This window comes from Citrobacter sp. Ca225 (assembly GCF_030337175.1).
Taxonomy (GTDB): Bacteria; Pseudomonadota; Gammaproteobacteria; order Enterobacterales; family Enterobacteriaceae; genus Citrobacter_A; species Citrobacter_A amalonaticus.
The window spans coordinates 55,951-74,822 of sequence record NZ_JAOWCD010000068.1; the positions used below are offsets into that span (position 1 = coordinate 55,951).

Annotated in this window: 18 protein-coding genes; 12 read left to right on the plus strand and 6 right to left on the minus strand. The window is 54.4% G+C overall.

Features of this window, described 5'->3' with window-relative positions:
* The first annotated feature begins 55 nt into the window (after positions 1 to 55).
* The gene (mnmH, locus tag OGW13_RS10220) at positions 56 to 1,126 is read left to right on the plus strand and encodes a tRNA 2-selenouridine(34) synthase MnmH (protein ID WP_044265285.1); all 1,071 of its coding nucleotides are present in this window, start codon (positions 56 to 58) and stop codon (positions 1,124 to 1,126) included.
* A 66-nt stretch (positions 1,127 to 1,192) separates the two neighbouring features.
* On the opposite strand, the gene OGW13_RS10225 is transcribed toward mnmH, so the two are convergent.
* The 3 genes from OGW13_RS10225 to ybbA all read right to left on the minus strand — a co-directional run bounded on the left by OGW13_RS10225 (position 1,193) and on the right by ybbA (position 5,601).
* Positions 1,193 to 2,326, minus strand: a complete 1,134-nt coding sequence (locus OGW13_RS10225; RefSeq protein ID WP_043001523.1) for a porin — start codon at positions 2,324 to 2,326, stop codon at positions 1,193 to 1,195.
* 177 nt (positions 2,327 to 2,503) lie between these two features.
* Positions 2,504 to 4,918, minus strand: coding sequence for a putative ABC transporter permease subunit YbbP (gene ybbP, locus OGW13_RS10230; protein ID WP_044258907.1), 2,415 nt, complete (start codon positions 4,916 to 4,918; stop codon positions 2,504 to 2,506).
* A complete protein-coding gene (gene ybbA, locus OGW13_RS10235; RefSeq protein WP_044259018.1) occupies positions 4,915 to 5,601 on the minus strand; it encodes a putative ABC transporter ATP-binding protein YbbA in 687 nt (228 codons plus the stop codon). Before ybbA ends, ybbP begins: the two co-directional genes overlap by 4 nt.
* Here ybbA and tesA point away from each other — a divergent pair.
* The 3 genes from tesA to OGW13_RS10250 are packed head-to-tail and all read left to right on the plus strand — an operon-like array spanning position 5,572 to position 7,908.
* Positions 5,572 to 6,195 carry a multifunctional acyl-CoA thioesterase I/protease I/lysophospholipase L1 gene (gene tesA, locus OGW13_RS10240; protein ID WP_042324847.1) on the plus strand — a complete coding sequence of 208 codons (624 nt, stop codon included), beginning with the start codon at positions 5,572 to 5,574 and terminating at the stop codon, positions 6,193 to 6,195. The genes ybbA and tesA overlap by 30 nt on opposite strands.
* A 28-nt stretch (positions 6,196 to 6,223) precedes the next feature.
* Positions 6,224 to 6,994: an NADP(+)-dependent aldehyde reductase gene (ybbO, locus tag OGW13_RS10245; RefSeq protein WP_043001525.1), complete on the plus strand. Its 771-nt coding sequence runs from the start codon at positions 6,224 to 6,226 to the stop codon at positions 6,992 to 6,994.
* 59 nt (positions 6,995 to 7,053) lie between these two features.
* Positions 7,054 to 7,908 (plus strand): co-chaperone YbbN, encoded by an 855-nt coding sequence (locus tag OGW13_RS10250; RefSeq protein WP_043001526.1) that lies wholly within the window; start codon positions 7,054 to 7,056, stop codon positions 7,906 to 7,908.
* Between the two features lie 50 nt (positions 7,909 to 7,958).
* Here OGW13_RS10250 and fetB read toward each other — a convergent pair whose 3' ends face one another.
* Positions 7,959 to 8,738, minus strand: coding sequence for an iron efflux ABC transporter permease subunit FetB (gene fetB / locus OGW13_RS10255; RefSeq protein ID WP_043001527.1), 780 nt, complete (start codon positions 8,736 to 8,738; stop codon positions 7,959 to 7,961).
* Positions 8,731 to 9,402, minus strand: a complete 672-nt coding sequence (fetA, locus tag OGW13_RS10260; RefSeq protein ID WP_192502827.1) for an iron efflux ABC transporter ATP-binding subunit FetA — start codon at positions 9,400 to 9,402, stop codon at positions 8,731 to 8,733. The genes fetB and fetA overlap by 8 nt, the downstream gene beginning before the upstream one ends.
* A gap of 145 nt (positions 9,403 to 9,547) precedes the next feature.
* On the opposite strand from fetA, the gene OGW13_RS10265 reads away from it, so the two are divergent.
* From OGW13_RS10265 to OGW13_RS10280, 4 genes are read left to right on the plus strand one after another with little or no spacing between them, the layout of a single operon-like run.
* Positions 9,548 to 10,462 (plus strand): SPFH domain-containing protein, encoded by a 915-nt coding sequence (locus OGW13_RS10265; RefSeq protein WP_043001529.1) that lies wholly within the window; start codon positions 9,548 to 9,550, stop codon positions 10,460 to 10,462.
* Positions 10,462 to 10,920, plus strand: coding sequence for an NfeD family protein (locus OGW13_RS10270; RefSeq protein ID WP_104446110.1), 459 nt, complete (start codon positions 10,462 to 10,464; stop codon positions 10,918 to 10,920). Before OGW13_RS10265 ends, OGW13_RS10270 begins: the two co-directional genes overlap by 1 nt.
* Before the next feature lie 22 nt (positions 10,921 to 10,942).
* Positions 10,943 to 13,090, plus strand: coding sequence for a PA5441 family protein (locus OGW13_RS10275; protein WP_104446109.1), 2,148 nt, complete (start codon positions 10,943 to 10,945; stop codon positions 13,088 to 13,090).
* On the plus strand, positions 13,060 to 13,776 hold the full coding sequence (locus tag OGW13_RS10280) for a DUF3142 domain-containing protein (protein WP_044265281.1): 717 nt from the start codon (positions 13,060 to 13,062) through the stop codon (positions 13,774 to 13,776). Before OGW13_RS10275 ends, OGW13_RS10280 begins: the two co-directional genes overlap by 31 nt.
* Here the strand turns inward: OGW13_RS10280 and cueR are convergent.
* Complete coding sequence (gene cueR / locus OGW13_RS10285) at positions 13,773 to 14,183, minus strand: Cu(I)-responsive transcriptional regulator (protein ID WP_287116051.1); 411 nt, start codon at positions 14,181 to 14,183, stop codon at positions 13,773 to 13,775. The two genes, OGW13_RS10280 and cueR, sit on opposite strands and share 4 nt — an antisense overlap.
* A 374-nt stretch (positions 14,184 to 14,557) precedes the next feature.
* Between cueR and OGW13_RS10290 the strand changes: the two genes are divergently transcribed.
* The 4 genes from OGW13_RS10290 to OGW13_RS10305 all read left to right on the plus strand — a co-directional run bounded on the left by OGW13_RS10290 (position 14,558) and on the right by OGW13_RS10305 (position 18,857).
* A complete protein-coding gene (locus tag OGW13_RS10290; protein ID WP_054176090.1) occupies positions 14,558 to 15,952 on the plus strand; it encodes an MFS transporter in 1,395 nt (464 codons plus the stop codon).
* Between the two features lie 104 nt (positions 15,953 to 16,056).
* Positions 16,057 to 17,088 carry a LacI family DNA-binding transcriptional regulator gene (locus OGW13_RS10295; RefSeq protein ID WP_043001534.1) on the plus strand — a complete coding sequence of 344 codons (1,032 nt, stop codon included), beginning with the start codon at positions 16,057 to 16,059 and terminating at the stop codon, positions 17,086 to 17,088.
* A gap of 10 nt (positions 17,089 to 17,098) precedes the next feature.
* Positions 17,099 to 18,082, plus strand: a complete 984-nt coding sequence (locus tag OGW13_RS10300) for a nucleoside hydrolase (RefSeq protein ID WP_044265276.1) — start codon at positions 17,099 to 17,101, stop codon at positions 18,080 to 18,082.
* Positions 18,083 to 18,143: 61 nt separating this feature from the next.
* Positions 18,144 to 18,857, plus strand: a complete 714-nt coding sequence (locus tag OGW13_RS10305) for an MgtC/SapB family protein (protein ID WP_046401497.1) — start codon at positions 18,144 to 18,146, stop codon at positions 18,855 to 18,857.
* Positions 18,858 to 18,872: the final 15 nt, after the last annotated feature.

Sequence of the window (18,872 nt, forward strand, 5' to 3'; positions counted from 1 at the left end):
CTCCTTCCGCGCGTAAAATCCCGTCCATTGCTGTTTGTCTTCTTCAGGATTTCTCATGAACGATGGAACGGACTATCGCGCGATCCTTACTGCCGATACGCCCTTAATCGATGTCCGCGCGCCGGTTGAATTTCAGCAGGGTGCCATACCGGGCGCGATAAATTTACCCTTAATGAATGATGACGAGCGTGCCGCCGTGGGTACCTGCTATAAACGCCAGGGGCCAGAAGCTGCACTTGAGCTCGGTCATCAACTGGTCTGCGGCGAGATTCGCCAGCAGCGTCTGGCTGCCTGGCGCAAAGCCTGCCGGCAACACCCGCAAGGCTATCTCTGCTGCGCCCGGGGCGGTCAGCGTTCGCACATTGTCCAGCAGTGGCTACGTGAATCCGGCGTGGATTACCCGTTGATCAACGGTGGCTACAAAGCGCTACGCCAGGCCGCGATTGCCGCCACGGAAGAACAGGTCCAAAAACCGATCGTGCTAATTGGCGGCTGTACCGGCAATGGAAAAACACAACTGGTGCAAAAGCAGGAAAACGGCGTAGATCTTGAGGGATTAGCCCATCATCGCGGCTCCTCTTTTGGACGCACGCTGGAACCCCAGCTCAGTCAGGCCAGTTTTGAAAATCTGCTGGCGGTGACGCTGCTCAAAAAGCAGGCCACGCGCTGGGTGCTGGAAGATGAAGGCCGGATGATCGGCGCTAACCATCTGCCGGAATGCCTGCGCGAACGCATGACGCAGGCCGCTATCGCCGTGATTGACGATCCGTTCGGGCGCCGTCTTGAGCGTCTGCGGGAAGAGTATTTCGTGCGGATGCATCATGATTTCACCCATGCGTATGGCGAAGAGCCGGGATGGCAGGAATACAGCAACTATCTGCATCATGGGCTTTTTGCAATTCAACGGCGTCTGGGTTTGCAGCGGTTTAACGAGTTAACCGCCAGGCTGGACGTGGCGCTGGAGGCACAGCGTCAGACCGGCAGCACCGAAGTGCATTTCAGTTGGTTAGTGCCGCTGCTGGAAGAATATTACGATCCGATGTATCGCTATCAACTGGAAAAGAAAGCCGGACAGATTGCCTTTCGTGGAACATTTGAAGAGGTTGAGGCGTGGTTGCGCGGTTGAAAAACGCCGGAGGGTGATGATTTGTAGGCCCGGTAAGCGTTAGCGTCACCGGGCACAGCATCAGACTCAGAAGTCGTAACGCAGACGCACCAGGTTCATATCACCCAGGTTATCGGTGCTGGAGGTAAAGACGTGTTCGTAATCAACACGGAAACCATAATCCAGCTGGAAACTGATACCCACGCCGTTGTCGGTACGCAGGTAGTTGCGACCATTCACGTATTCAATACGGTCACCCATGAAGTACGGCTGAACGGATTTCAACGCATACTGGTTGATTGGGAATGTATAGCCCGCAAAGTATTCCAGACCCCACGCATCACCGGCAAAGTAGTCGTTAACAGACACTTTTTTGGTGGTCATAAAGTTCTGGTACCAGCCGCCGCCCAGTGAGAAGGTCCAGCTATCCGGGGTCCAGCTCAGGGCAGTACCCACGATGTTCTGATCGTACGTTTTGCTGCCGTTACCGCGCATTTCCGCACGGGTGTAGTTCCACGCCGTACCCCAGCTCAGATCGTCAGTAATGTGATAATCCGCACCCAGTGAACCACCGCCTTTACGCTTGTAGTTCAGGCCATTATTCGGGTTGTAGTCGTCGCTGAACAGATAAGATGCGTAGAGATCAACATCACCAACCGTTTTCTTATATTTCAGCATTTTGCGGGAACGGTAAGAACCATCATAGTCGCCGTTAATCCCGTTACCCGGTGCCTGACCAATCATGTCGTAGTCCCAGATATCGGTTTTCGCACCGACCACATCGTAGTAGATGCTGTTCTGTTGACCGAAGGTCAGCGTACCCCAGGTATCGCTCTTCAGACCGGTGTAAAGCATACGACGCGTGGTGTCATGCGCGCCGTCAGCATAGTGATTGTCCCAGTTGAACTGCGCCGGAATGTTAACGCCCAGCTCGTAGAAGCTGATCCAACTGATGTCATCAAACAGATAGTAATCTGCCGCGAAGCGGAAACGGGTACCGCCGTCGAAGCCATTACGTTTATAGCCATTTGCGCCGTCATCGCCCGTCATGTTCTGGAACTGAGGACGAATACTCCCGCCAACGGTAAAGTTGAGACGGCTCAGCGGATTGCCCGCCTGCGGATCTTGTTTCAGAACGGTGATTTCCGCCTGAGAGGCGAAAGACGTTAATGCCACTGCTGCGCCGATCGATGCCGCCAGCGCTGTTGTTTTTATAGTCATTATTTTTCCTTGATAGATTTCCTGCTAATTATTCAGCGCTTGAATATTAACTGGTATTAACACTGACGTGTTGGCGGGTTTTTAATGATTTGTGCCGTTAAATAGCGAGGGGTTATCAATTTATGCTACTAAGAAAGTACGCGCCAGCATAAAAACCGGCGCGTCATTATCACGGGATTAAACAGTAAACTGACGGAACAACGCTTTCCCTTTCAGCAGACGGACACCGAGCCAGCCCCCGCAAAGAGAAAGTAAAAGCGCGCCGCAAAGAGGCAGGACAATCCACAAGCGCCAGTCAGGTTCCCACGGGAAGTCAAACACCTGCGTTTGCAGCACCGCCAGCGCGGTTTCCGCGCCGATGGACGCCACCAGCCCGGAGACCAGCCCCAGCATGGCAAATTCACACCACAGCGTGGTGCGCAGGAGTTTTTTGCCCGCGCCTAACGTACGCCAGACTACCAGTTCCTGATGGCGCTGGCGCATGCCGACCTGCACCTGCGCCAGTAGCAACAGCATGCCGCAGGCGGTTACCAGCACAACCATGACCTCCAGCGCCCGGCTAACCTGCTCCAGCACCTGCCCTACCTGCTTAAGGATCGCGCCGATGTCTAACAGGCTAATCGTCGGGAACTCACGATTAAGTTGCGTCAGCATGCCGTTGCCGTTTTCCCAGCGGAAGCTGGTCAGCCAGCTTTGCGGCTGACCATCCAGCGCGCCGGACGGAAAGATAAAGAAAAAGTTAGGGCGCAGGCTTTCCCAGTCGACCCGGCGCAAACTGGTCACCTTCGCACTGAACGCCTGAGTGTCACCCATAAAAGTGACGCTGTCGCCGAGTGAAACGTTCAACCGTTTTGCCAGCCCCTCTTCCATCGATACCTCGCCTTTTCCTGGCGGCCAGTTACCGGCGGTGATGGGGTTGTGATCCGGACGGGTATCCTGCCAGGTCAGATTCAGCTCACGATTCAGAGACTCATCTTGTCCCCCTTCTGTCGGCGTGTTGTTTATCGCCGTCAACCGCGCCCGCACGATCGGGTAGAACGCTTCCGGGATCACCTGATGCTCGGAGAGAAATGCCTTCACCTGCGGCACCTGCTCCGGGGCAATGTTGATCAGAAAATAATTGGGACTTTCCGGCGGAAGCTGCTGCTGCCAGCGATCCAGCAGATCACCGCGTAAAACCAGCAGCAGTGCCAGTAGCATAAACGACAGCGAAAACGCTGACAGCTGGCTCAGCGTCGACCACGGCTGACGTAACAGACGACTGACCGCGAGGCGCAGCGGCAACGACGACAGCGTCATCCCACGCAGAACGTTCAGCAGCATCCAGCCCAACACGCCGCACAGCAGCGCCAGCACGACCGCCCCCGCCAGCACCGCCCACAGCAACGGACTGCCGCCCATTAACCCGGCCAGTAACACCACCACCACCACGGTCACGATCGGCAAATAGAATTTCAGCGGCCAGACGTTGGCCACCACGTCACGACGCAAGACGCGCAGCGGCTGGGTAGCTAATAACAAGCGATAGGGACGCAAACCGACCAGCAGCGAGATCACCGTCATGGTGCCCAACGCCCAGATCCACGGCCAGAAACTGGCAGGCGGCAGCGCGGCGGGCAGCACCGGTTTAAGCAGTACCATTAGCATCTTTTCGAATAACAGGCCGATCGCCCCGCCCGTCACGGCGGAAAGCGCCAGTACCATCAGCCACTGCCCGACAATCAGTTTTCGCAGTTGTGCCCTGCCCGCACCGAGCGTTTTCAGAATCGCCACCAGATCATAACGACTGCGACAGTAGTGATTCATCGCCACCGCCACGGCAGCGACGGCCAGTAGCAGTGTTAACAGTGCCGAAAGAAGAAGAAATTGTTGCGAACGCTCCAGGGATTTGCCCAGCGCGCCGTCGTCTTGTTCAAGTCCGTACCAGCGATGTTCCGGCTTCAGCTGCGGTAGTAGCCACTTTTCATAGCCGTCAAGCTGTTGCGGCGTGCCACCAAATTTATAGCGCCACGTGACGCGACTGCCGGGCTGCACGGCACCGGTTTTCGCAACATCCGCTGTATTCATTAACAGACGCGGCGCCATCTGGAAGGGGTTAAAGCCGGAGTCTGGCTCCTGCACCACTTCCCCAGCAATGCGCAGCGTGGCGTCGCCGACATCAATAGTGTCGCCGATTTTCAGGTTCAGCAACGCCATCAGTCGCGGCGCCAACAGTACCGTTCCCTGCTGTGGCTTGAGCCCCGGCGGATTGGTTTCCAGCTCGCCGTACATCGGATAGATGTCATCGACCGCTTTGACGTTCGCCAGCTGTGGCGTATCGCCAGCAAAGGTCATGGTGGCAAAGGTCAGTTGTTCTCCGACCTTCAGACCGCGCTGACGCGCATCGTCAATCCACGCCTGCGGCACCTCGCGTGAGCTGCGCAGTGCCCGGTCCCCCGCCATGAACTCGCGGCTTTGCTGACTTAACCCTTTTTCCATCCGGTCGCTGATGTTGCCCAGCGCCAACACGCAGGCCACCGCCAGACTCAGCGCCAGCCAGACAATCAACAGCGACGGCGAGCGCCATTCGCGCCAGAACCAGCGTGCGATCATGCCTCCTCCTGCAACTGTCCATTCACCAGGCGCAGTCGTCGGTTGCAGCGCGCCGCCAGTTGCGGATCGTGAGTCACCAGAATCAGCGTGGTGCCGTGTTCGCGGTTAAGCGAAAAGAGCAGATCGGCAATTTTTTCACCGGTCTGCCGGTCGAGGTTCCCCGTTGGTTCATCGGCAAACAGGACGTCCGGGCGACCATTAAAAGCGCGCGCCAACGCCACGCGCTGCTGCTCACCACCGGAAAGCTGCGCCGGAAGATGGTCCAGACGCTTGCCCAGACCCAGTTGTTCCAGCAGGGCTTTCGCTCCCGCTTTACTTTGTCCGCTGTTTTCGCCGCGCAGTAGTGCGGGAAGTTCGACGTTTTCCAGTGCATTCAGCGTGGGAATCAACATAAATGACTGAAAGACAAAACCGACATGCTGTGCACGCAGTTGAGCCCGGGCCTCTTCATCCATCTGATGCAACGGTTTCCCCACCAAATTGACGGCGCCGTCGGTGCCATCGTCCAGTCCGGCGAGGATCGCCAGTAGCGTAGATTTCCCTGAACCCGACTCGCCAATCAGCGCAATGGTCTCGGCGCGTTTGACAACCAGGTCAACTCCGGTAAGGATGGAAAGCTCGTGCTCCCCCTGACCGACGGACTTCTTAAGATGATGAACTTCAACAATGTTTTCCGCTGGCATTTGCCTTTCCTGTTCCTGATCCTGTTTACCTGTCGGGCCGCTGCGGCTGACACGTTGTTAATCCTCGGCGACAGCCTGAGCGCCGGGTACCGAATGTCCGCCAGTGCCGCCTGGCCTGCACTGCTCAACGACAAATGGCAGAGCAAAACCACCGTGGTGAACGCCAGCATCAGCGGCGACACCTCCCAGCAAGCGCTGGCGCGCCTGCCTGCGCTACTCAAACAGCATCAACCGCGCTGGGTGCTGGTTGAGCTGGGCGGCAACGACGGGCTACGCGGCTTTGCGCCGCAACAGACCGAACAAACGCTGCGTACCATCGTGCAGGACGTGAAGGCGGCGAACGCCGAGCCGTTGCTGATGCAAATTCGCCTGCCCGCAAACTATGGCCGTCGGTATAATGAAACCTTTAGCGCGCTCTATCCAAAGCTCGCCAAAGAATTTGATATTCCTCTGTTACCCTTTTTTATGGAAGAGGTCTATCTAAAACCGCAGTGGATGCAGGATGATGGTATTCACCCTAACCGCGATGCCCAGCCGTTTATCGCTGACTGGATGGCGAAGCAGCTGAGTCCTTTAGTAAAACACGAGTCTTAATTCAACGGAGATCCTGACAGGTAAAGTTATGCAAAAATCGGTCTTAATAACAGGATGTTCCAGCGGTATCGGCCTGGAAAGCGCGCTTGAGCTGAAGCGTCAGGGTTTTCAGGTTCTCGCCGGCTGCCGCAAACCCGACGATGTCACGCGCATGAATAATATGGGATTCACCGGCGTATTGATCGACCTCGACTCGCCTGAGAGCGTGGATCGCGCCGCTGACGAGGTGATCGCCCTGACCGATAACTGCTTATACGGGATCTTTAACAATGCCGGGTACGGCGTCTACGGTCCGCTGCCCACCATCAGCCGCGCGCAGATGGAGCAGCAATTCTCCGCCAATTTCTTTGGCGCTCATCAGCTCACGATGCGTCTGTTACCGGCCATGCTGCCGCATGGCGAAGGTCGGATCGTGATGACCTCCTCGGTGATGGGGCTTATCTCCACACCCGGACGCGGCGCCTACGCGGCCAGTAAATACGCGCTGGAAGCCTGGTCAGATGCGTTACGCATGGAGCTACGTCACAGCGGAATTAAGGTCAGCCTGATTGAACCCGGCCCTATTCGCACGCGCTTTACGGAAAACGTTAACCAGACCCAGAACGACAAACCGGTGGAAAACCCCGGTATTGCCGCACGTTTTACGCTCGATCCTGAAGCCGTCGTCGCCAAAGTGCGCCATGCTTTTATCAGCGATAAACCCAAACTCCGCTATCCCGTCACGCTGGTAACCTGGGCCGTCATGCTGCTCAAACGTCTGCTGCCGGGACGCCTGATGGACAAAATTTTGCACGGATGAGTTGAAGCGCACGCGTCAGCCCCCATGTAAAAAAGAAATCGACACAAGAGAGTGACTCCATGTCCACACAGAATATTGTCAACATTAACGAAGCGAACCTGCAGCAGACCTTAGAACTGTCGATGACCACGCCGGTCCTGTTCTACTTCTGGTCTGAACGCAGCCAGCACTGCCTGCAACTGACGCCGGTGCTGGAAAGCCTTGCCGCACAGTACAACGGTCAGTTCATTCTGGCGAAGCTCGACTGCGATGCCGAGCAGATGATTGCCTCTCAGTTCGGTCTGCGCGCTATTCCAACCGTCTATTTGTTCCAGAACGGTCAGCCGGTTGACGGCTTCCAGGGACCGCAGCCTGAAGAGGTGATTCGCGCCCTGCTCGACAAAGTGCTGCCGCGTGAAGAAGAGCTAAAAGCGCAACAGGCCATGCAGCTGATGCAGGAAGACAACTACATTGAAGCGCTGCCGCTGTTGAAAGACGCCTGGCAGCTATCTAACCAGAGCAGTGAAATCGGCCTGCTACTGGCGGAAACGCAGATTGCCCTCAACCGCTCTGAAGATGCAGAAGCCGTGCTGAAAACCATTCCGCTTCAGGATCAGGACACCCGTTATCAGGGGCTGGTCGCGCAAATTGAACTGTTGAAACAGGCGGCGGATACGCCAGAGATTCAGCTACTGCAACAACAGGTGGCGGAAAATCCGCAGGACGCCGGACTGGCCGCACAGCTGGCGCTGCAACTGCATCAGGTGGGACGCAACGAAGAAGCACTGGAACTGCTGTTCAGTCATCTGAAAAAAGATCTTGCCGCCGCAGACGGTCAGGCACGTAAAACGTTCCAGGAAATTCTTGCCGCGCTGGGTACTGGCGACGCGCTGGCGTCGAAATATCGTCGTCAGCTCTACGCGCTGTTGTACTGATTTACGTTGCCCGATGGCGCTACGCTTATCGGGCCTACGCAAGTCGCTGGTTACGATTTCTTCAAACGCGTCACCACCAGTTGGTGGCGCGAGTTGTAAAACTTCCGATAGGTTAAATAGCAAGCAATGATGGTCGACAGGCTCGCCGTTGAGAGCAACATAAAGGTCACCATAATCTGATATTTAATCGCTTTGACCGGATCGATACCGGCAAAGATCAGCCCTGACATCATCCCCGGCAAACTCACCAGTCCGACCGTTTTCGCGGAGTCGATCGTTGGGATCAGCGAGGCGCGAATACTGTCGCGGATCAAGCCCGCAGACGCCATTTTCGGCGTGGCGCCGAGACTGAGTTTTTCCTGAATCTGCTGTTGTTCGCTGCTGAAACGCTGACCGAGATTGTTGTAGCACAATCCGACGGCCACCATCGCATTACCAGCGATCATCCCGGAAATGGGGATCACCTGCATCGGGATAAATTCAATCGACCCCGACAGCACCAGCACCGCCAGCGTTAACCCTGCCCCCGTCGTGATGGCAATAAACGAGGAAACAAACGCTTTATCAATATATTTACTGCGCTTCTGCGCGTTATACGCGGCGTTAAAACAGATGAATAACACCATCACTAACGTCAGGACAGCATGATTGACCGCGAAGATATATTTCAGGACATAGCCGACGATAATAAGTTGAACCACGGCGCGAGCGACGCTCCAGAGAATATCTTTCTCCAGCGCCAGTTTCTCTTTATGGCTTATCAGCATCGCCACCACCACCAGCATCATCGCTAATGCCAGTGACTCGTTAGTAATATTATGTTCATTCATTACGCGCTTCCTGCATTTCTCCGGCATGCGGCATCAGAGTGATTATTTCATCCGCATGATTAATTTCGTCTTTATCGTGAGTCACCCACAACACCCCTATCTGCTTATCGCGAGCATAGTGATGAATAATCTCATTCACATTGCGCTTATTGCTTTCATCCAGTGCGCTGGTGATTTCATCAAGCAGTAAAACCTGCGGCAAAAACTGTAAATTGCGGATCAGGGAAATGCGCTGTTTCTCTCCGCCGGAGAGCGCATTGATATTTTTCGCCAGAATCGACTCCGGCAGTTGAAAGCGGGCCAGGTCCGCCAGAAAAGCCCCAGGATCTGGACGCTGGTTACGGATTTGCCAGGGGAAGATCAGATTATCGTAGACCGTATCACCAAACAGCGCGGGCGTCTGGGCGCAATACGAAACCTGTTGACGATAATGCTCCGGGTTGAGAGTGGCAATATCCTCCCCGCCAAAGCGGATCTCACCGCTATTCGGACTGAGCAACGACGCAATAATCTTCAGTAAGGTACTTTTTCCACAGCCAGAAGGGCCGGTGATTAATTTAAATTCACCAGGATGTAAGTCAAAACTGATGTTATTCAGAATTTTGGTGGTCCCGACCTGGTAACCCACATTGTTTATCTGCAACAACCTGCTATTTTCACGCATTATCTATCCTGTTTTCGCGTTTTATCACAAAATAGTGTATCCCTCTAATTAACAGGAGGGGAACTCTCTTTAATGAATCAGGTATAATTTCAAGAGTAACATCGCCAATCTCGACATCATGGACAGTTCAACAGGAGGTTTTTCAATGCTTATTGTTATTCCTATTCTCATTTTTGTCGCGCTGGTCATCGTCGGCGCCGGCGTGAAAATTGTTCCCCAGGGGTATCAGTGGACGGTAGAGCGATTTGGCCGCTATACCAAAACGCTGCAACCGGGCTTAAGCATCGTTGTGCCGTTCATGGACCGGATTGGACGCAAAATCAATATGATGGAGCAGGTGCTGGATATTCCCTCGCAGGAAGTGATCTCGAAAGATAACGCCAACGTCACCATTGATGCCGTCTGCTTTATTCAGGTGATTGACGCGCCGCGTGCGGCCTATGAGGTCAGCAATCTGGAACTGGCGATCATCAACCTCACCATGACCAACATCCGTACCGTTCTGGGGTCGATGGAGCTTGATGAAATGCTCTCCCAGCGTGACAGCATCAATACCCGACTGCTGCATATCGTCGATGAGGCCACCAATCCCTGGGGCATTAAAGTCACGCGTATCGAGATTCGCGATGTCCGCCCACCGGCTGAACTGATCTCCTCCATGAACGCCCAGATGAAAGCGGAACGTACTAAACGTGCGTATATTCTGGAAGCCGAAGGGGTGCGCCAGGCAGAAATCCTTAAGGCCGAAGGGGAAAAACAGTCGCAGATCCTGAAAGCTGAAGGGGAACGTCAATCCGCCTTCTTACAGGCAGAAGCCCGCGAACGTTCCGCTGAAGCGGAAGCCCGCGCGACCAAAATGGTGTCTGAAGCGATCGCCTCCGGTGATATTCAGGCGGTGAATTACTTTGTGGCGCAGAAATATACCGAAGCGCTACAGCAAATCGGCTCGTCCAGTAACAGTAAAGTGGTGATGATGCCACTGGATGCCAGCAGCCTGATGGGTTCCATTGCCGGGATCACTGAACTGATCAAGGACAGCGCCAGCGAACGGAATAAATAATGATCGAGATGATTGTGGGGCATCCCCATATTTTCTGGCTCAGCCTTGGCGGTCTGCTTCTGGCCGCTGAGATGTTGGGCGGCAACGGTTATCTGTTGTGGAGCGGCGTCGCGGCGGTCATTACCGGCATTCTGGTCTGGCTGTTGCCCGTCGACTGGGAATGGCAGGGTGTTATCTTTGCCGTCTTAACGCTGCTTGCCGCCTGGTTCTGGTGGAAGTGGATGGCGAAACGCGTTCGTGAACAAAAACCGGCAGACAGTCAGCTCAACCAGCGCGGCCAGCAACTGGTCGGCCGTCGGTTTGTCCTGGAGTCGTCTCTGGTCAATGGTCGTGGACACATGCGTGTTGGCGACAGTTCATGGCCGGTCAACGCCAGCGAAGATCTGCCCGCCGGCACGCACGTTGAAGTGATTGCCGTTGAAGGCATCACGCTCTATATCAGACCCCTTACCCGATAAAACCGATGACAGGAATCGCATGATGGTCAGGAAGACGCCTCTGGCATTTAGCTTTTGTGCATTACTGGCGAGCGCCGCCCCTCAGGCATTCGCCTCGTTTGATATCGCAGACTGCACCTGGAGCGACGCGCGCTGTCTGCTAAAAGGCGCCCCTATTCTGACGCCCGATAATGATTCACGCGATAACCTGTTGCGTCTGCTGAGTGAGGCAAAGTCGTTTGCTGTGCCCGTTCAGTCGATGCCTGCGGATATCACCCGCTCACGCGATTTCTATTTTGCTTATCACCCGCAGTGGGATGACGATGATGTCCGCACGGACTCGCCTGCACAAACGCAGAATGCACCCAATACACTCGCCCAGCAGATGGCAACGCTGCAGGTAGCGGCGGTTGAATTCAACCACGACGGTGAGCAGGAAAACCGTTTTGTCTCCAATAATGCCGACAGCGTCAGTCAGTTTTTTGCCGCGCTACTGAGCGATGCTACGCTGACAGCAGAACAAAAGCAGGCGCTGGCGCAGGCACGTCTGGGACTCTATTCCGGGGCCAGCGCAGAGCAAATCACGGCCTCTCTCACTACGCTCCCGGCGGACTCACCTGCCCTGGCGTATAAAACCTATCTGATCGCCGCAGCCCATTTTTACGCGGGTGAATACGAAAGCGCGGCGCAGGCCTTCACGTCGCTGCTTAAGAGCGATCGCCCGTGGCTGGCGGAAACCGCGCAATATATGCTGATGCGCACAGCGCTGAACAAAAGCAGCCAGAACAGCGTCGGCGAATATGGCGATTTTGATATCGCGCGAATAAACCGTGAAGACGCCTTACTCGCGCAAAAAGAGGCGCAAACCTATCTCCAGCGCTGGCCTGAAGGCCGCTATGCCGATTCCGCACACGGCATGCTGCGTCGTATCCACTGGTATTTGCAGGACTGGGCGTCGCTTGCAGGATTGTATGAGCAGGCATTCCGGCAGGCCGCCGATGCGCAGACGCTGCGAAACCGGGTGATTGAATACGATAATGTCTATGGCAGGCAGTTTTACGATAAATCGGTACAGGAGGCGTTCGCCGACGCCCCTCTCGTCAGCTATACCGAGATGCTACGCGCCCTTCGTCTGAACAGCGACCAGAAGCCAACCCTGACGCAGGCTAACCTGGATGCCAGCAAACCGGTTTTTGAAAAAAGCGGAAAACTGCCGCTGTGGCGCGATCTGCAACTCAACCTGTGGCTGGCGACAGAAAACAATGCTGCGATTCTTCAGGCGGTTACCCCGGCGAAACAACTTCCGGCTCACGATATCCTCGCTTTCAGCGAACAGGTTCTCTACGGTAACGCGCTGATGGGTCAAAAGCAGTGGTCAGAAGCGCGTGATTTCTGGTCGACATTGCTGAAGCTGAGCCAGGATAACGAACAGCAGCAGTATGTGCAGGCAAAACTGGCGGCCACGCTGGTGTACAGTGGCGATACGGAGGCGGTTTTTGCCCCGGACAGCGCGGTCACCAACCTGCGTTATCGTTCCCGGGTACTGAAAACCGTGGCGACGCCTGAACAGTTGCGTCAGCAGGTCAGCCAGGGACCGAATAACGAAGAACGCACTATCGCGCTGCATACGCTGCTGGTGCGCGATCTCACAGAAAACCGCTTTAGCGACTGGCTGCAGGACCGCAAACTCGCCAGCGCCATCACACAGCCGGTGATCGGCGAAGCATTCGACGACGTCAATCTGAGCACGTTTGACTGGAACGGTGACGCCGCTGAAGTCGGTTACGTGTGCCGCAGCCTCAATGAGACCGTCGGCACGCTGAGCAAAAATCCCGATGATGCCCATGCGCTGAACTGTCTGGGTGAGTTCTTCCGCACGTCACAAACCCATGTCGATTTGTGGAAAGACAGCGCAGGGAATGGCGTGCTGGAGACCGCTATCGACCGCAAGCGTCCGGTTGGGCAGTATGATCGCCAGAGTTACTACCAGCAGGTCATCACCTCGCCAAAAGCCGAGCACGAAGACAGAAGTTACGCACTGTATCGCGCCATCATGTGTTACGCCCCGTCCGGCACGAATGAGTGTGGCGGAGAAGAGGTGGACAAACAGCAGCGCAAAGGCTGGTTCACGCAGTTGAAAACCCAGTATCCGGGCAGTCCGTGGGCGCAAAAACTCAAATACTACTGGTAATCGCGCTACTGGCGGGACAGGCGCAGGCGGATGAGACGGTTATCGCCCGCGAACATCCCGCCTTCTGGCTCTGGTCAGGGGTGAAAGCCAGCGATGAACTGAGAGGCGCCCAAACGGTCTATCTGCATCAGGGGGAAGTATTGATGCGGGCAAAGGGCGCGGAGTTTCAGCGTCTGGGGCTTCCCGTCAGCCGCCTGACGTTTCCGTCCATCTGGCTTACCGTGCGCTTTACCACGCTCGACGTTCCGGACGCGATTCCGGCACGCATCGTGCGGCTGATGCAGCGCTGGCAGGGGGCGGGAAATCAGGTGGTAGGGCTACAGGTCGATTTTGACGCCGCGACGCATCAACTCGCCGACTACGCCCGCTTTCTGCGGGTATTGCGCCAACAACTGCCACCCGATTTTGCTCTTGGGGTAACCGGATTGCTGGACTGGGCGAAAACCGGTGACATTGCAACGCTGAACGCGCTGCCAATCGATGAACTGGTAGTGCAGAGCTATCAGGGACGGCACACGGTGACGAATTATCAGGACTACCTGCCCGCCCTCTCCCGCTTGCGAATTCCCTTTAAGCTTGGTCTGGTACAGCACGGTAAGCGGGACAGCCAGGCGGAAGCGCAGTTACGCACATCCCCGTGGTATCGCGGCACGGTGGTCTTTATGCTTAATCCCGACGCGCGTTAAGCCTGCGCCTTGTGGTGGCAACAGCCAGAAAGGTTATCAATAATAGGGCATTCCGCGCTGTCATCGCCCGGACACGACTTCGCCAGCGCCAGCAACTGTACGCGCATTGACTGTAATTCGCTGATATGGCGCTCAATTTCAGCCACTTTCTCCAGCGTCCGCTTTTTGACATCCGCGCTGTGACGCCCCGGATCGTTGAACAGATTCACCAGTTCACCGCACTCTTCAAGGTTGAATCCGACCTGGCGCGCCTGGCGCAGCAGCGTCAGTTCATTGAGATGCTGTTGCCCGTAGGTGCGATAACCGTTTTCACCACGCAGCGGCGGCGTGACCAGCCCTTTTTCTTCATAAAAGCGGATCGCTTTACTGGTTAAACCGGTTTTTTTTGCTACATCGCTGATATTCACACGTCCTCCGCACCTTAAGCTGTGGCATGGTGTCATTATAACGTACTTGTGGCTGACACCACACACCCATCCAATAGATGCCAGTAACCTCCTGTCACTTCACAGGTCGCGGGCGTTACCACTGCCACTTTCACATTTCCGGAACCGTCGAACGTTCGTACTTCATAAACAGTGAAGAACATCGAAGCAGGCGTACCTTTTTCTGTAACAATTGCCTGTTATAAGTGATCGCTTTCGCAATTTTAACTCTTTTACTTGATCATTCTACGCGGGTAGATTTATTAATCTCCGGTAAAAATATAATATCTACGCGAGTAGAACGTGAAGAGCACAAGCCTGCGACGTATGTCGACAGATAACTTCAAGGAGTTCTTATGAACACGCATTCATCCTCTGTTCCCCTGACGGATAACCAACAAGCCGCTCAGGAGCGGCTGGAAACCCCCGAAGGACGCCGCGAATTTTGGCGAGCGACATTTTCCTGCTGGTTAGGCACCACGATGGAGTATGCCGATTTTGCCCTGTACGGTCTTGCCGCAGGCATTATCTTTGGCGATGTCTTTTTTCCGGAAGCGACACCTGTCATGGCGTTACTTTCCAGCTTTGCCGCCTATTCCGTTGGGTTTATTGCTCGCCCCATCGGTGCGCTTCTGTTTGGCTGGATAGGCGATAAACATGGTCGGAAGATTGTCATGGTTATCACGATTGGATTGATGGGCATGTCGACCATGTTAATAGGTTTGATCCCCAGCTACGCCCAGATTGGCGTCTGGGCGCCGGTATGCCTGGTTATCCTTCGATTTTCTCAGGGCCTGGGGGCCGGAGCGGAACTTTCAGGGGGTACCGTGATGCTCGGTGAATATGCTCCCGTTAAACGCCGTGGGCTGGTTTCCTCGATTATCGCGCTGGGCTCAAACAGCGGAACATTACTGGCTTCGTTGGTTTGGCTCATCGTCCTGCAAATGGACAAAGATGACTTATTAAGCTGGGGATGGCGTATTCCTTTTCTTTGCAGCATTCTTATCGCCGCTGCTGCGCTATTCATTCGTCGCCATATGCGTGAAACGCCCGTTTTTGAACGTCAAAAGGCCCTCCTGCAGGCCGAGCGAGAAAAAGTTCTTCGCGAGGGAAAAGCGCAGCAACAGCATGATACACGTAGCTTCTGGAAACGGACCCGTGCGTTCTGGACCATGGTCGGCTTACGCATTGGCGAGAATGGCCCCTCCTACCTGGCACAGGGATTTATCATTGGCTATGTCGCTAAAGTGCTGATGGTGGATAAATCAGTGCCGACCGTGGCGGTGTTTATCGCATCGGTTCTGGGATTTGCCATTATTCCTCTGGCGGGCTGGCTTTCCGATCGATTCGGCAGACGGATCGTCTATCGTTGGTTCTGCTTGTTACTGATCCTGTATGCTTTTCCGGCATTCATGCTGCTGGATTCTCGTGAGCCATGGATTGTCATCCCAACGATCATTACCGGGATGGGAATCGCGTCACTGGGTATTTTTGGTGTTCAGGCTGCATGGGGCGTTGAGCTTTTCGGTGTCAAGAATCGTTATACCAAAATGGCATTTGCAAAAGAGCTCGGTTCGATTATGTCTGGCGGGACAGCGCCACTTATCGCCTCGGCATTGCTCTCGTTTTATGGGCACTGGTGGCCAATCGCTCTCTATTTCGCTCTGATGGCCACAATTGGACTGGTAACCACGTTCTTTGCACCAGAAACCCGTGGACGGGATCTTAACTTACCCGAGGATGCAATTTGAGGCCAGAGAACGTGAGATGCGCGTTCTTTACCAAAGATTTTTGGGTCATAACGCCTTATGCTGTCTGGAAAAAATCACTCTGAACGCAATCAGGTAGGTGCCTCGTGACTCAATCACATTCGCAACGCGTAACACGTTCTGACGTGGCAAAAGAAGCGGGAACGTCCGTCGCTGTCGTTAGTTACGTTATTAATAATGGTCCACGTCCCGTTGCCGAAGCGACCCGGCAACGTGTACTACAGGCCATTAAGAAAACCGGCTATCGACCCAATGGCATCGCGCGTGCGCTGGCTTCAGGGAGTACACAAACTTATGGGCTTGTCGCACCGGATATCTCGAACCCGTTTATCGCCTCTATGGCTCATGCTCTGCAACACGAAGCATTTGCTGATGGCAAAGTACTCCTGCTGGGTGATGCGGGCGACAGCAGCTGCCGTGAACGTGAACTGATTAATAATATGTTGCACCGCCAGGTTGACGGGCTGATCTACACCAGTGTGGATCGCCATCCTTATATCAATTTGATTCAGGAGAGCGGTACGCCCTGCGTTATGCTCGATCGCGTGGATCCTGGACTTAACGTCAGCGTTATCCAGGTTGATGAACAACAGGCGGCGATGCAGGTAACCCAACATCTGATTGATCACGGATATCGCGACATCGGCATCATCTGTGGCCCGCGTGAAATGCTGAATACTCAGGATCGTATCCGGGGCTGGCAGCAGGCGCTGGAAGCCTCATCGCTAATGGTCAATCCTTCATGGATTTTTTCGACCAACTATACCCGCGCCGGAGGTTACGAGGCGACAAAACGTATGCTGCAACGCCAGCCACCGCGCGCGTTGTTCGCGACGAATGAACAGCAGGCACTGGGTTGCTTACGCGCCCTGGCGGAACATGGGCTGCGCGTCCCTGAAGATGTTGCACTGGTCTGTTTTAACGCAACACATGAATCGGCTTACAACGTCCCTTCTTTGACCGCCGTTCTGCAACCGGTCGATAAGATGGCCCGTGCGGCAATTGACATGCTGAAAAATTGGGATGGAGAGGTTCGCCGCGTTGAATTTGAGTTTTATTTACGAACAGGAGAATCGTGTGGCTGCCAGGGACATGAAGTACAACCCGAGACAACGTGAAAATACATCGATGCGTATCATAATTGACTGCGATCCAGGCAATGGCATTCCCGGCGCGAATATTGATGACGGCCTGGCGCTAGCGCTGGCGATTGCCGCTCCGCAAATCACTCTGGAGATGATCACTACTGTCGCAGGAAATACGCCAGCAGATGTGGGATATGCCGTCGCTAAAGATCTCATTGCGCAATTGGCTATTCCCGTTTCTGTTTACCGTGGAGCCTCGCGTGCGCTCCGGGAAGATCCGCTTCCCTGGCGTGAAAAACTGGATCAGGGTGTCGATCAGTTTGGCTTACGGCAACTCTGGTCGGAAGTTCCTGCCCCGGCATTGTGCCAGCAGGTGCCCCCCCATGCACCCGAGGCGATAGGTGAACTCATCTGTAATAACCCTGGTGAAATCACGTTGGTTGCTACCGGTCCACTCACCAATGTGGCCATTGCCCTGCAGCTTTACCCGCAGATTGTTCACGCGGTCAAAAATATCGTTGTTATGGGCGGCGTATTCAATGTGCCGGGCTACCTGAAAGATACCAATTTTGGTCTGGATCCTGAGGCGGCTCATGCGGTGCTTACCAGCGGCGCGCCCGTCACGCTGGTCCCGATGGATGTGACAACGAAAACTCAAATGCTTCACGCCGATTTGGATCGTCTGGCAAAAACAGAAAACGGGCTTAGCCGTTATCTGGCGCAAACCATTCGTCCGTGGATCACCTACTCTATGCAAACCCGCCATCTGCCCGGATGTTGGATCCATGATGCGTTAACCGTTGCCTGGTTACTGGATCCCTCTCTGGCAACAATGGAGGAAGATTACCTGGATGTCTCACTGGAAGGCATCACGCGCGGTATGACCTGTCGCTATGGACGTGACACGTTGCGTCTCAATGTAGGGATCCCTGAACCAAAAGGTGCGCGGGTAAAAATTCTGCAGAGCATCGATAACCGGCGTCTTCTTTCGCTGATTGAGCACTATATCCATACCTACCGCGCCTAGCGTTACGGGTCAGAAAAGGAGACCTTTTTACGCTGTTTGAGGTGAGTTTTCCGGAGGAAATATGAATACGTTATCCTTCCTCTTATTCGGTGAAGGAGAATCTCTGTTAATTACGCTGGGCAAAATTTGCGTCGCTTTTATCCTCGGCGGGATCATCGGTCTTGAAAGAGAATCGAAAGGAAAGCCTGTAGGATTTAAAACGTGCGTCATTATTTCCGTCGCCAGCTGCGTTCTGACCATCGTCTCTATTCAGTCAGCAGAGTATTACGCGGAAATCTCGATGAATATACGTAGCGATCCGATGCGCCTGGCCGCACAAATTATCAGCGGCGTAGGTTTTCTCGGTGCAGGTGTTATCCTTCATCGCCATGACGACGCCATCTCCGGGCTGACAACCGCAGCCATTGTATGGGCTTCTGCGGGAGTGGGAATTACCAGTGGCGCCGGTTTTTATATGCATGCGCTTCTTGCCACAGGCTTGTTCCTGCTGGCCATAAAGCTCAGCTATTTTGTCATCTTTTTACAAACTAAAAATCAATTGCCCGGTAAAGTTAAGATTCGCATTATTCTTGACGAAAAATCAGGACTACAAACGCTGGTGGAAAGTATTAATCAGCAAAAAAACATTATTGAAGCTATCACCATCCGCGATATCAAAAAGGGGAAAATAGAGGTTAATCTAAAAGTCGTGATTAGAAAAAAAATGACCTTACCGGAACTTTACAACAACCTTTCCACCCTCGAACATGTCTGCGCCATCGCACTGGAACATTAAAAAAACAGGGTGAAA